Annotated in this window: 7 protein-coding genes; 1 reads left to right on the forward strand and 6 read right to left on the reverse strand. The window is 69.1% G+C overall.

The annotated features are described in order from the left end of the window. From ACFWY6_RS27015 to ACFWY6_RS27040, 6 genes are all read right to left on the reverse strand, one after another. The coding region (locus tag ACFWY6_RS27015) for an AMP-binding protein (protein ID WP_384695326.1) at positions 1-1,764 on the reverse strand (1,764 nt) is incomplete at its 3' end. Positions 1,765-1,784: 20 nt separating this feature from the next. After that, positions 1,785-5,552, reverse strand: a complete 3,768-nt coding sequence (locus tag ACFWY6_RS27020; protein WP_384695329.1) for an amino acid adenylation domain-containing protein — start codon at positions 5,550-5,552, stop codon at positions 1,785-1,787. Next, positions 5,549-8,509, reverse strand: a complete 2,961-nt coding sequence (locus tag ACFWY6_RS27025) for an amino acid adenylation domain-containing protein (protein WP_384695331.1) — start codon at positions 8,507-8,509, stop codon at positions 5,549-5,551. The genes ACFWY6_RS27020 and ACFWY6_RS27025 overlap by 4 nt, the downstream gene beginning before the upstream one ends. Before the next feature lie 94 nt (positions 8,510-8,603). Then, entirely contained in the window at positions 8,604-9,434 is an 831-nt protein-coding gene (locus ACFWY6_RS27030; RefSeq protein WP_384695334.1) for a mycofactocin-coupled SDR family oxidoreductase, read from the reverse strand. After that, positions 9,431-10,144 (reverse strand): thioesterase II family protein, encoded by a 714-nt coding sequence (locus tag ACFWY6_RS27035; protein WP_384695336.1) that lies wholly within the window; start codon positions 10,142-10,144, stop codon positions 9,431-9,433. Before ACFWY6_RS27035 ends, ACFWY6_RS27030 begins: the two co-directional genes overlap by 4 nt. Before the next feature lie 80 nt (positions 10,145-10,224). Then, positions 10,225-10,995 carry a thioesterase II family protein gene (locus tag ACFWY6_RS27040; RefSeq protein WP_384695339.1) on the reverse strand — a complete coding sequence of 257 codons (771 nt, stop codon included), beginning with the start codon at positions 10,993-10,995 and terminating at the stop codon, positions 10,225-10,227. Between the two features lie 297 nt (positions 10,996-11,292). On the opposite strand from ACFWY6_RS27040, the gene ACFWY6_RS27045 reads away from it, so the two are divergent. Next, positions 11,293-12,288: a LuxR C-terminal-related transcriptional regulator gene (locus ACFWY6_RS27045; protein WP_384695341.1), complete on the forward strand. Its 996-nt coding sequence runs from the start codon at positions 11,293-11,295 to the stop codon at positions 12,286-12,288. Positions 12,289-14,087: the final 1,799 nt, after the last annotated feature.

Here is a 14,087-nt window from a genome sequence, read left to right on the forward strand (position 1 = left end):
GCCGACCCCCCCCCCGCCCGGCACCCGGGTCTCCGTGCCGTCACAGGCGTAGTGCGTGACGTCGACCGCCGCTTCGGTGGGCCCGTACAGGTTCACCAGGCGGGCGTCGGCGGCGACCTCGGCGAAGCGCCGTGCGTGATGGGGGGTCAGCGCCTCACCACTGGCGAAGACCCTTCGCAGCGAGGCCAGTCGGGCCTGCTCACCTGCTCCGGACACGAAGTCCAGGAACGCGCCGAGCATGGAGGGAACGAAGTGCAGGGTGGTGACACCGTGCCGCTCCACCGCGGCGACCAGGGCCTCCGGATCACGTTCGGCGCCCGGCGCGGGCAAGCACACCGACGCGCCCTCGAACATCCACCAGAAGAGCTCCCACACCGAGACGTCGAACGACGTCGGGGTCTTCTGCAGGATCACATCGCCGGAGGTGATCGGGTACGCCTTCTGCATCCAGGCGATCCGGTTGACTGCCGAGCGGTGCTCGATCTCCACGCCCTTGGGGTTGCCGGTCGATCCCGACGTGTAGATGACGTAGGCGAGGTCACGGGACGTGCCGCTGACCGACGGAGTGCTCTCCTGGGGTGCGTAGCTGGCCTCGTCGGTCAGATCCACGACAGCCGCGTCCGCGCCCACGAGTCCGGTGTGCTGGGGCTGGGTGAGGATGAGCCGGGCGGCACTGTCCTCAAGGATGTACGCGATGCGCTCGCGGGGGTTGGAGGGGTCGACCGGCAGATAGGCGCCGCCCGCCTTCAGGACCGCGTAGATGGCGACGAGCATCTCCGGCGACCGGTCGGCCAGCACCGCCACCAGGTCGTCGCGGCCGACGCCACGGGCGCGCAGCGTGTGCGCGAGCCGGTTCGCCCGGGCATCCAGTTCGGCGTAGGTGAGGCGGAAACCGTCGCCCACGACGGCCACGTCGTCCGGGCGGGCGGCGACCTGGCGGCTGAACAACTCGTCAAGGCGCACGGTGTCTTCGAAGGGCGCCTCGGTGCTGTTCGACGCGGCGATCAGCGAGCGATCGGCGTCCGAGTGCAGGTCGAGGGCGGCCAGGGCCGCATCGGGGGCGTCCGCGGCCTGCCCGAGCAGGACAGCGCAGTGCGCGAGGAGCCGCTCCGCGGAATCGCTCGTCTGCCGGTCCGTCCGGTGACGGAGTTCGAGGGCGAGGCCACCCGGCTTCCGGACGAACGCGAAGACGAACCCGAAGGCGCTCCGGTCCGCTGCCGGCGCCCCGCCCCGTACGGAGTCGACCAGGACCTCGGCGAAGGGGTGCTCGCCTTCCGGCGCCGTCACGCCTGCCCCCTCGGCGAGCAGCTCGATCGGGAAGTCCTGATGCGTCAGCGCGGCAAGCAACCGGGTCTTGACCTCACCGAGAAGACCCCGCAGAGCGGTGTCACGCGCGATCGGCAGGCGCAGCACCAGTGTGTCCGCGAGCGGCTCAGGAGCGCCCGCCACCGGTACCGATGGGGCGGCCAGCACGACTTCCTCTCCACCGGTGTAGCGCTGGAGGAGCGCACCGATGGTGGCGATCAGCACGGAGTGCAGAGCGGCGTCCTGTCCCCGCGTCAGCTGCTCGAGGCGCTCGGCCAGGGCGTCGTCCAGATCGAGCGTGACCGCGGCGCGGGCACCGCCGTGCGGGGCGGCGTTCAGGTCCGAGGGAAAGCCGGAGCGCTCGGGGAGCGCCGCGAGTTCGGCTCGCCAGAAGGCGCCCTCGCGCGGACGCTGTGCAGCCGCGACCTTGAGCTGGCCACGGGTCTCAATGGATTGCATGGTGCCTTCCAGGGATCAGATCAGAAATCGAAGTCGAGCGTGAGCTCGGGAACGGAGTGTTCGGCGGCGGGCCGGCGGCGCAGCTCGGCAAGGAGCGCGTCCGGCTCGGCCAGCGCGGCATCGAGGATGGCCAGCAGTTCGTCGCGGAACATCTCCACGGTGGGGCGCAGGAAGAGACTTGTGGCGTAGGCCCAGCGCGCCGTGAAGCCGTCCGGCGCGTCATCGATCTGCAGGTTGAGGTCGAAGATCGTGCGCCGGGTGGCTTCCGGCCTCCAGTACGGCCGGCCGCCGAGGAAGTCCACTTCGTGGAGCCCGGTGTCCTGCAGCGCGAAGAGGGTGTCGAAGAGCGGATTGCGGCTGAAGTCGCGCTCACCGGCCAGCGACACGATCTCGTCGAAAGGATGGTCCTGGTGGTCCGCGGCGGCCAGGGCGTGCTCGGCGACCGCTCGCAGATGGGCGCGGAACGACAGCTCGGCGGCAGGCCGCAGCCGCAGGCAGAGCGTGTTGACGAACATGCCCTGGGCCCGGTCGACACCCGGCAGGTGCCGGCCGGAGACGGGCGTGCCGACGGTGACGTCGTCGCGACCGCTCATCCGTCCGAGGAACGCTGTGTACGCGGACAGCAGTACGTGGAAGGCGGTGAGCCCCTCGGCACGGGCCAGCTCACGGACCGCCTGGCTGCGCTCCGCCCCGAAGGCGAAGGGGAGGTAGTCGCCTTCGGTACGGCGCACCGGGGAACGCGGCAGATCCGTCGGCAGGTCGAGGGCCTTGACCGGCTGCGCGAAGGTCTCCGTCCAGAAGGCCCGTTGGGCATCGGAGAGTCCGCGGTTCTCCGGACCTGAAGCCCACTGTGCGAAGTCCCGGTAGGCCACCTCCACCTCCGGCAGCCGCTCGCCACGCATCAGTGCCGCCCACTCCCCCATGAGGAGAGCCAGTGAGTACCCGTCGGTGAGGAGGTGGTGCACGTCCAGGACGAGCCTGGTCCCCGTGGTGTGGCGCAACAGCACCGCACGCCACAGCGGAGCCTGGTGCGGGTCGAAGGCGCGGATCCACTGTTCGGTCCAGGCTTCCGGCCCGGTACTCGGCGGCAGGACCACCTCGTCCAGCGTCACGGGCAGTGCATGGTGCACGCGCTGGTAGGGCTGTCCGGCCCCGTCGACGGCGACATCGGTACGCAGCACTTCATGACGGGCCACGAGCTCGGCCAGGGCGGCACGCAGCTGCCCCAAGTCCACCGGTGCCGGGAGCTCGACGACGATCGGCAGGTTGTACTCCGTGCCGGACGGGTCCTTGATCTGCTCGACGTAGATCCCCTTCTGCTGCGGCGACAGCGGGGTGCGCTCCGTGGCGAGGCCCGGTCCCGGCCCTTCGACACCTGCGTCCGTGGTGTCCGCGCCGCGGACGACATCGGCGAGCGCGGCGATCGTGCGAGCGGCCAGCACGGCGGACACCGGACAGGCCACACCGAACCGGCGGCGCACGCGGGCGGCGAGGCGGGTCGCACTCAGTGAGCTTCCGCCCAGCTCGTCGAGCGTGTCCTCGATTCCGATGCCGCGGACGCCCAGGACGTCTTCCCAGATCTCGACCAGGGCGCGCTCCAGTTCGTCACGCGCCGACTGCCCGCTTCCCGGGCTCCGTTCGCCGCTGACGGGAGCAGGTTCGGGCAGCGCCCCTCGGTCCACCTTGCCGTTGGCGGTCAACGGCAAGGCGTCAAGGACGGTGATGTGCGAGGGCACCATGTGGGGCGGCAGCACCGGAGTGATCTCCGCCTGGAGTGCCTCCGGAGTGAGGGGCTCGTCACCGGAGACATACGCGCACAGATAACTGTCCGAGGAGTCCGGACGGCGCCGGGCCAGCACCACGGCGGCACGGACGCCGGGATGGACCAGCAGCGCGGCTTCGACTTCTCCCGGCTCCACGCGGAATCCGCGGACCTTGACCTGGTGATCGGTCCTGCCGAGGAAGTCGATGGTTCCGTCCGGCAGTTGACGCACCCGGTCACCCGTCCGGTAGAGGACCCGGCCGGGCTCGAACGGATGCGGGACGAATGCCTTCTCGGTCAGTTCGGGACGCCCGTGGTATCCGAGCCCCATGCCTTCGCTGCCGACGTACAGCTCTCCGGGTACGCCGGTGGGGAGCGGCATGCGGTCCTGGTTCAGGACGTACACAGTGCTGTTGGGCAGCGGGCGGCCGATGGGCACACGGGCGCCGATCGGCTCGGTCACCGGGTGACAGGTAGAGAAGACCACGTTCTCCGTCGGGCCGTACCCGTTGGTGAGGTTCAGGCCGGGGTTGGCGCGCAGTACGGAGCGAACGTGCTTGGTGGACAGCACATCGCCGCCCACCAGCAGTTCCCGCAGGGCGCGAAAGGCCGTCGGGTCCTCGTCGGCGAGCTGGTTGAACAGTGCGGACGTGAAGAACGCGGTGGTGATCCGCTGATCGTCCAGGGCCTTCTTCAGCTCTTCGACGTCGAGGAAGGTCTCGCGGTCGAGCATGTGCAGGGTGCCGCCGCAGAGCAGCGCGCCCCACATCTCCCAGACCGAGGCGTCGAAGCCGGTCGCTCCGATCTGAGCCATCCTCGTGGTGGCGTCCAGGCGCACGTAGTCGACATCGCGCACGAGGCGGACGATGCCGCGATGCGGGACCATGACGCCCTTGGGCCGGCCAGTGGTTCCGGAGGTGTACATGAGATACGCAGCCGCGGCAGCATCGCCCGCAGCCGGTGCCTCGGCTGCCGGCTCGGCCGACCAGTCCTGTGCGTCCATCGCGACGACATTCCCTCGCGCTTCGAGGGAATCCACCGCTTCACCGAAGCGGTGGGTCAGCTCACGTGTGGTGAGTACCCGGCGTGCGCCGCTGTCCTTAAGGAGATAGGCGACTCGGTCCGCCGGATAGTCGGGGTCCACCGGCAGGTAGATCCCGCCGGCCTTGAGGACCGCGAGCGCGCCGACGACCAGGTCCGGGGTACGCGGGAGCAGCAGCGCGACCGGCTCACCGGGGAGGGCTCCGCCCCGACGCAGCGACTGCGCCAGCAAAGTGCTGCGGCGGTGCAGTTCAGCGTAGGTGAGGGTGGTGTTCCCGTGGACGACGGCGGCGTGATCAGGCGACGCCTCGGCGCACTCGGCGAAGAGCCGCTCGACACGGCTGTCCTTCGGGTAGTCCCGAGCGGTGTCGTTGACCTCGTCCAACAGCCAGGTGCGCTCTGCCTCGGACAGCGGATCCAGGTCCCGGACCGCGCGCTCGGGAGCCTCGGTGATCAGGGCGAGCAGATTCGACAGATGGACCGCGTGACGGGCCACCGCGTCCGCGCGGCTCGCGGCCGGATCGTGCCGCAGCTGCAGAACGGATCCGCTCTCGTTCTCCTCGAGGCACAGGACGAGCGGGCCGGCCGGTATCGAATCCTCGGGGATCTCCTGCGGCTGGTGCACCAGAAGGGGCAGGGGCTCTGCTCCCGCTTCGTGCGACGCTGCGGTGTCGAGCGCGTGCGTCGCGGAGCTGATCAAGTCGGTCACGCTGCCGGCTGGATCGACGGTGAGCCGAACCACCATGTCCTGCGGGCCCTCGCGCAGGACGCGGAAGGCGGTCTCCCGGCGGCCGGTGTGGTGGTGGAGCAAGGCGCTCCACGCCGCAAGCACCTCCGCCAGGCTCGTGCGCGACGGGGACATGAACCGGAACGGTGCCGATACCCCGGCAGCGCCCACCGGACCATACGCTCCGGCCGGAGCCGGGTCGGCGGGGCCCGGGAGCCACTCCAGGAGCCGCCCGGGATCGGCGTCGAGCTCACTCATCCGCGGGCACCCCCGTCCAGCACCTGCGCGAGACGGCTCACCGTCGGGTTGATGTACAGCTCGCGCATGGGAAGGGCGGGAAGCCCTTGCTCACGCATGGCCGCGGCGATGCGCACCGCGTACAGCGAATTGCCGCCGAGCTCGAAGAAGTTGTCATCGGGGCCGACGGCCACACCGAGTACGGATTCCCAGACAGTGGCCAGCGCGGCCGTGAGGCCGCCTGCGGTGATCTGCTCCGGCGCTGCTCCGGCGGGCTCCCGCACCGATGCGGCCGTCGCAGCCGGTGCGGGCGCGGCGGTCTGCGCGGGCTCGGGCAGCTTCCGGGCGTCCAGTTTGCCGTTGGCGGTGAGCGGCAGCGCGGTCAGCGCCGTCACCGTCGTCGGCAGCATGTACTCGGGCAGCACCTTGGCGGCCCGTCGCCGCACCTCTGCCGAATCGCCGCCTTCCAGCACCACGTACGCGTCGATGCGCACGCCGGCCGCGTCACGCACCGGGTCGCCGCCGAGGACGACGGCAGCCGCCGTGACGGTCGGGTCGTCGAGCAGGACATTGCGGATCTCGTCCAGTTCGATACGGAAGCCACGGACCTTGACCTGGGTGTCGAGGCGCCCCAGGTGCTCAAGGCGGCCATCGGGCCGCAGTCGGCCCCGGTCGCCGCTGCGGTACATGCGGCCGCCGGTGAACGGGTCCTGCACGAAGCGCTGTTCGGTCAGCTCGGGGCGGCCCAGGTACTCCAGGGCGACGCCCTCACCGCCGACGTAAATTTCGCCGGGAACGCCACAGGGTACGGGGCGGCCTCGCTCGTCGAGCACGTAGAGGTACCAGCCGGGCAGGGCAGGGCCCACCGAGCGGGACCCGGCCATCGCCTCCCGGCGGGTGACGGTCTGTGCCGTCACATGCACGGTGGTCTCGGTGATGCCGAACATGTTGACCAGGCGGCACTGTTGCTCGGGGTAGCGGTCGAACCAGGAGCGCAGGGCACGGGCGTCAAGGGGCTCGCCGCCGAAGATCACAAGCCGCACCGCCAGTCGCTCGGCCTGGCGACGGTCCGCCTCCATGAGCTGGGCGAACGCGGAGGGGGTCTGATTCAGTACGGTGACCCGCTCACGCGCCAGCAGCTCGCGGAACTCGTCGGGCGATCGGGAGACCCAGTAGGGCACCACGACCAACCGGGCGCCGGTCAGGAGCGGCCCCCAGATTTCCCAGACGGAGAAGTCGAACGCACTGGAGTGGAAAAGCGTCCACACGTCATCGGCCGCGAGCCCGAAGTCCTCTCGGGTGGCCGACAGCAGGGCGACGACGTTGCGGTGCGGCACCACCACGCCCTTCGGACGACCGGTGGAGCCCGAGGTGTAGATGATGTACGCGGCATCCTCCGCGGCGCGGCGCGCGTCCGCGGGCTTGCCCGTCTCGCCCTCGAACGCGGCGAGTTCTTCGGGCCGGACGGTGCGAAGCCGCTCATTGCCGGGGAAGTCGTCGAGTCCGGTGACGACGATGCGCAGCTCGGCGTCCTCGGCCGTGTAGGCGAGCCGGTCGGCGGGGTAGGCCGGGTCCATGGGCACGTAGACCGCATCGGCCTTGAGCACGGCCAGCATGGTGATCACGAGGTCGAGCGAGCGCTCGAGGCAGATACCGACGCGCTCGCCCGCCCGCACTCCGTGGTCGCGCAGAGCCGCGGCGAAGCGCTCGGCGCGCTCGTTCATCTCGGCGTAGGTCAGAGACTGGCCCTCGCAGGTCAGCGCAAGGGCGTCCGGACGGTGTGCCGCCTGCGCGGCAACTGCTTCATCGATCCGCTGAGGCCGCCAGTCCAGCGACTTCGCGGGGCGGCCGAGAGCGACCATCTGCTGACGCTCGGACTCGTCCAGCAACTCCACGTCGGCCGGTGCTGCATCGCCGTCCGCGGTGCTCAACTGCTCGTAGGCGCGGGCGATATGCCGTGCGAAGCGCTCCGCCGAGTCCTCGTCGACATCGCTGACGCGGTAGTGGACAGCCAGCTGGAGTGCACCGTCGCCCGTACGGCCAGGTACGACCGTCAGCGGGAACAGGGCTGTCTGGCACGGCAGGCGGGTCCCGTCGCCGTCCGCCGCGAGCTCTTCCCCGAGCACACCTGCCAGGACTCTGCCCCCGGCCTCGGCGGCGAGTTCGGTGTACTGCCGCTGGTCGCACCGCCCCTCACTGCCGCCCAGGATCTGGCCGGCCTCGGCCACCAGCTCGACCGTGCCGCGACCGCCCGACAGGTCGACAGGCAGCAACACCCCCGCGTCGAACGCCCCCAGCGCACCGTCCTGCCGGTCCGGGATGGTTGTCAGCGCGCCGACCACAGGAGTGTCCTGGTTCTCGTACCGCCCCACGACCAGGCCGGTCGCCACCACGACGGTGGCCAGCACATCCGCGGCGCCGTCGCCGAGTGCCACGATCACCGCGCCCGTGCGGTCTCCCGCGGCATCGTCACCCGCTGCCCACTCGACGCGCCCCGAGTAGTCGGCCTCCTGCCACCGCTTGAGCATCTCTGCATCCGTGGCGGCAGCGGGGCCCGAGTGCTGAAGGCCGAACCGGGCATGCGGAGTTCGGCCAGTGATCAGGTCAGCGATCCGAGCGAGCGACTCGGCGTCGAAGCTCCCCCGGTGGGCGACGAGCACCAGGTCCGCGGCTCCGTCGGCGTACCGCAGCAGCACCGCACGCAGCCCGTGCCCTCGCGCGTCCACGGGGCGGCGGAGCTCGGACTGGAGTCGGCGCCGCGCCGTCGGGGATTCGCACGTCGCGGGAACGTGCTCGACCCACAGCCGGGGCAGCCGGTCGGGGCCATCGCCCCACCAGGCACGGGCAGCGTCGTCGAAGGCACTGACCAGCGCAGGGGCGTCGGCACCGCCGGGCAGCCTGCCGTGCCAGGAGTGGCAGTAGGCGGGCGGCGGGCTGTCGGCCGGAACGGGAAGAGCAGAGGAATCGGTACGGGGCACGGAGCGATCTCCAGAGCAGGAGTGGTTCAACGGGCAGCGGCGGACCGGCTCAGCGAGCAGCAGTCGGCACCGGAAAGAGGGTCAGCGGCGGAGGTCAGCGTGCGGTGAAGCCACCGTCGACCGTGAGCACACTGCCGGTGACCTGTCGGGACTCGTCGGAGGCCAGCCACACGGCCGCCGACGCGATGTCCTCGGGCTCGATGAGGGCGTTCATCGGCTGGGCCTGCACGAACGTCTCCTCGTGCTCGCTGACTGGCACGTCCAGGGAGCGTGCGATCTCAGACAGCATCCGGCCCTCGACCTGTGAATCGTCCCGGACGGAGCCCGGGCACAGTGCGTTGACCCGCACCTTGCTCGGAGCGTAGTCAAGCGCCACGGCCTTGGTCAGGCCGACGAGACCGTGCTTGGCGGCGACGTACCCGGCGAAGTGGCGGTACCCGACGAGGCCCGCCGTCGAGGCGACGTTGATGATGCTGCCGGAGCGCTGCGCGGCCATGAGACCGCCCACCGCGCGGATGGTGCGCCACGCCCCCGAGAGGTCGACGTCGATCATCAACTCCCACTCGTCCTCGTCGATCTCGTGCGCCGCCTTGCCCGAAGGCGCCGCGATGCCGGCGTTGTTGACGAGAACATCGATGCGTCCGAAGCGCTCGACCGCCGTGGACACCGCGGCCTTGACCTCGCGCATGTCGCGTACGTCCGTCTGCTGGGTCAGCACGGAGACCCCAAGCTCCCGGCAGAGTTCCGCGGTGTACTCGAACTGGCTGGCTGAACCCAGCGGATACGGCACGCCGGACAGATCCTGTGCGATGTCGAGCAGGACGAGGTCTGCTCCTTCTCGCGCGAACGCGAGGGCACTGGCCCGGCCAAGGCCGCGGGCCGCGCCGGTGATGACGGCGGTCTTGCCGGACAAGCGCTGTGTCATCGCGCTTCCTCCGCCGCGAGCGCGGTGCGCATCAGCTGCAGAAGGGGGGCGGCGCTGTCGGCCAAGTACATGTGCCCGCCGTCGAATTCGGCAGTGGTGAGCCCAGCAGTGGTGGCCTGCTCCCACTGGGTTATCTGCGCCGTGTCCACCAGTTCGTCGTCGCGGCCCCGCATGGAGGTGATCGGCACGGAGAGCGGCTTGTCGGACGCCGGCAGGTAGCTCTCGTGCATCTCGACGTCGGCGCGCAGCATGGGCAGCAGCAACTCCCGCATCTCCGGCATCTCGAGGGCGGGGTGCGAGTAGCCGGCGAAACGCCGCACCTGCGCCAGGAAGCCCTCGTCGTCCAGACCGGTGGCCCGGCTCTCCCGCCCGCTCCACGGCCCCGGCGAACCGCTCACGAAGAGCCGCGCCAGCTCCACCCCGTCCACACCGCTGAGCCGGTGCGCCAACTCGTAGGCCAGCACCGCCCCCAGGCTGTGTCCGAACAGAGCCACTCGTGCAGCGCCCTCGATCTGCTCGAGGATCCAGGAGGACGCCTCTTCCGCAGCACGGGCGACGTCGGTGTGGGGCGCGTCGATGAAGCGCTCCTCCCTGCCGGGCAGTTGTACCGGCAGGATGGTCAACCCTTCCGGTGCTTGCTTCTCCCACTCCTTGAAGAAGGATGCCCCCGCACCGGCAAAGGGCAGGCACACAAGATAGGTCGACTCCATGAAGCGAACTTCTCCATTCAAATCGTCAAATAACGGCAGGATCAACTGCCGTACATGAGTGGGTGTGACAGAAACGCGGTTCAGCGCGCGAAGCGGGAATCGCCGGAGCCTGCCGCGGCGGACGCCAGCGCGGCAGAGATCTCAGCCGCGACAGCGTCGGCGTTCGCGGGATCCAGCAGGTAGAAATGCCCTCCGGGCAGGATCTTGACCTGCACATCAGAGGTGGAGTGGGCCTGCCACGAGGCCAGTCGATCGGCGGACACCAGCCGGTCCTCCGCCCCGCCGAGCACCGTCAGCGGGACCCTCAGCACCCCCTCCAGATTCTGGCGCCCCAACTGGGCGCCCAACTGGAGATCAGTACGCAGCAGTTGAAGTACGTGGTCACGCCAGGTGGGGTCGGCCAGCAGTTCTCCGGGGGTCCCTCCGCCCAGATCCACGATCCGCAGGAGGTCCGCCTCGTCCCACACGGCGGGCCTCTCGATCTGAGACCCGCCGGGAAGTTGTGCACTGACCAACAGCGCCGAACACAAGGCTGGTTCAGCAAGCGCCAGGGCAACTGCGATGGACGCCCCCAGGCTGTGGCCGAGGAAGACTGTCGGGCATGAATCCAGGGCGGACAGTTCTTGCTGGAGACCAGCCACCAGTTCCGAGGGGGCCACTTCGGCAGTCTCGCCGAAACGCCGCTCTCTCCCCGGCAGGGTCACGCCGAGCACTTCGTACGCCCCCGGGAGCCGTTCCACGAAGGGGAGCAGAGCGTTCGGGCCTGCGCCGGAATGCGGGAAGACAATGACTCGGCCTGCGGGTTGACGCGGCCGCTCACGCATGTGCGCGATCCACACATCGTGCGACACAGCGGTCATCTCCAGCCCAGTTCGCGCGCCGGCACCCCAGACGCAGTCCGTGAGGGGACAGCCGGCTGGGTGCAGGCAAGGAGGCGGGCAAAGCTCATGGGTCGTCCAAACTCTTGCAGGTGGTGCGGCCCTTGTGGGGCGGCACCAACGTATGCACTCCCGCCCACGCATCCAAGATCATTAACCCATCGCCTTTCCGCCATGCGAGATGCGACAGGTACCCAAGCCGGGCTAAACTGACCCCTTGTGGCTACGCAAGACTCATACGACATACCTGGACTAACTTCGCAAGAGTCCATGATCTACAGCCAGGCATGCGCCGACGGAGAGATCCGCGTCAGCACCGTCGAAGCTCGCACGGGCATGCCTCGCGCCGAAGTGCAGACGTCCATCGACCGGCTGGTCATTCTGCGGCTGCTGCGCGGCAAGGACAGCGAAGGCCCTTTCGCCGTGGTACCGCCGGCAAGCGCGAGGACGCTACTGATCACGCCTGCCCTCCAGAAGTTGCGTCAGCGCGAGGCCCAGGTGAACGCGATGAGCGCCACCTTCGAATCCCTCATGCACGTATACGAGGCGGCCTCCAAGGAGCGCCTTCAGAGCGCCGGCCGTCCCTTCGAGGAGATCAAGGATCCGGCCGATGTGCGTGACGTGATCGCCGCGCTGGCTGCCGAGTGCACAACGGAGGTGCTCACCTCACATCCAGGCGGAGCACGCCCGCCAGAGGTGCTGCAGGAATCGCTGGCAAGGACTCAGCAACTCTTGGCTCGGGGCGTCAACATGCGGACGCTCTACCAGCACAGTGCACGGTACGACGCTGCTACGGCGGCACACGTAGAACATCTGGCGGAGGCGGGCGCTCAGGTGAGAACAGTGGCCGAAGGCTTCGCGCAGGTCATCATCTTCGACAGGAGAGAAGCTCTGATGCCTCTACGCGACCACCCCCGGGGGGCGATGCTGGTGCGGGCCCTCAACTTCGTCGACTTCGCAGTTGACGCCTACGACCGGTCGTGGTCAGCCGCGTCTACGTTCCCGGTACGCCCCAGCCGCCGTCTGATCGCCGAGGCTTCAGAGGATGTGAAGGCTCGCATCATTCGGCTCCTGGCGGACGGCGAGGAGGACAGGAAGATCGCATCACGCCTTGGAATGTCGCTGCGCAGTTGCCAGCGCCACATCTCCGAGATCATGAAACGCCTCGGCGCCCGCAATCGACTGCATGCGGGATACCTGATCCACAAGCACGGCCTCCTGGAAAGCGGCCCTGCGGAGGGCAGTCGGGCAAAGGCTGACGCCTGATCAGGCGCTCGACGCCGCACTGTCGTACGCCGACGATGCCACCGGACTTTGCTCCTGGGGTACCGCACGTCCGCGGCCGGCCCTGGCGGACCCGGTAGCTCGACACCTCCGCAGCGCGAGCGGGTCGTGCCCAACTCGTGGATGCCCACTGTAAGCGGGCTGACTGACCGCCGGGCGGTCAACGTCACCTGGTCACTTAGCGCACCAGCGGTGGCAAGGAGCCCAGCCCAACAGAGCGACTTCTAGTTCGGAGAAGTTGTCGATGGTGGCGGCACCCTTGACGCTCACGTTCGGCGAGGAGCTGGGCGATGCGCAACTGACGGACCTCGAAGGCCACGGCCCAGGCCAAGGCCAGCCACCCGTAGCACCCCGGCACCGCCGTGGTCCAACCCATGAACGAAGTGCGATCACCGCGTGCTTCCTCCTACCGCCGGAAGCAGCCCCGTGCCACCTGGAGCAATACCGCGATCGTCGAGGACGCCGCCCAGGCATTCGGCATGTCGAGATCGAAGGGCTACGACCTTGCGCGTCGCGGCGAGTTCCCTTGCCGCGTGCTCCTGATCGGCCGCGCAGCCGCGTCGTCACCGCCTCGCTCCTCCGCGCACTCGAGAGCATTTCCGATGAACTACGAGTTGCCCACGTCCCTGTCTGTCAATGTCGACGAACAGCCCGATCTGGCCAGGGCACTCGGAATCTCCAGCATTCCCACATTCCTCTCGTTCCGCAGTGACGCTAATCCAACCGACAGGCTCCTCGAGGGCAACCCAGAGCACGTCCACAAGATGGTGCAGAAAACTGTCCGCCGCCTAGCGAGTCAGGCTGACGACGGTGAGAGCCTCTGCGGAGGCGCCGACCAGGACGTCGACGGTCAGCAGTGGCCAGCGCGTCTTCTCCAGCGCCGTCACGTGCTCCTCCAACTCCTGCAGCGCCTTGTCCGCCTGGTCACTGCGCTGGACGAGCCGTGCGAGCTGGCCGTCGATCCGTGCGAACCCGACCTCCAGCGCCTAGCGGAGTTCCGCCAGGGCGAGAGCCACCTACCCCTCGGGCACGGCGGCCACCTCTGCCGTCATCGGCCGCGCTTCGGGGTGTCGGGGGCGCGCTTGAGCGGCGGCCACGACGCCGTTCCGCGCCGGCCCAGAACCCTTCCGATCGTGGACTTCAAGGCGAGGCATACCCCAAAGCCGTCGAACAGGCCCACGCCGACTCCGCCACCCTCCAGACCAACGAAGTCCCCAGACCTCGCCCCCCTATCCCTGACCGAGCGTCACTTTGATTACAGAAAGCTACTCGCCAGTTCGCCGTAGCTCCGAGCGGACAGGGCCTATACGTCCGCCAGAGCCCGGCGCGGAGGGCACCGCATCCGCAACACTGGTTGTATGCCGAAGCCCGGACCTCTGCCTGCTGAACTCATCCCTGACGGCTCCGAGTTGGAGGACTTCAACGCCGCCTATCAGAAGGCCAAGAGAGAACGTGCGCCGTTCGTGTGCGTATCAACTGGCAGCAAAGGCACCCACACGATGAGGCCCCGCCGGGAATAACCGGCGGGGCCTCATCGTGTCAGGCAGGCCAGCGAAACATCGGCGGTCCTGTCACGGAGCAGTCACGAACACCGTCGACGCACTCGGATCACAGCGCCTCGCCGACACAAACAGCGTCGCCCAGGACTAGATGGACGCCCGAAGACGGTTCTGACTACTTGTGCCAGGTCGTGCCGAGGGACGGTCCCAGGATCAGGACCGGCGCGTCTTCGGGCCCGTCAAAGCGGTATTGCAGGGGAAGCGGGTCGTCGCGTCCAGAGG

It is taken from the genome of Streptomyces sp. NPDC059037 (assembly GCF_042740015.1).
In the GTDB taxonomy this organism is placed as follows: domain Bacteria; phylum Actinomycetota; class Actinomycetes; order Streptomycetales; family Streptomycetaceae; genus Streptomyces.

Excerpts from the sequence above, each read along its gene's own strand:
- ACFWY6_RS27035 (WP_384695336.1), bottom strand. The coding sequence starts at position 10,144 with ATGGAGTCGACCTATCTTGTGTGCCTGCCCTTTGCCGGTGCGGGGGCA.
- ACFWY6_RS27045 (WP_384695341.1), top strand. The coding sequence starts at position 11,293 with ATGATCTACAGCCAGGCATGCGCCGACGGAGAGATCCGCGTCAGCACC.
- ACFWY6_RS27020 (WP_384695329.1), bottom strand. The coding sequence starts at position 5,552 with ATGAGTGAGCTCGACGCCGATCCCGGGCGGCTCCTGGAGTGGCTCCCG.
- ACFWY6_RS27030 (WP_384695334.1), bottom strand. The coding sequence starts at position 9,434 with ATGACACAGCGCTTGTCCGGCAAGACCGCCGTCATCACCGGCGCGGCC.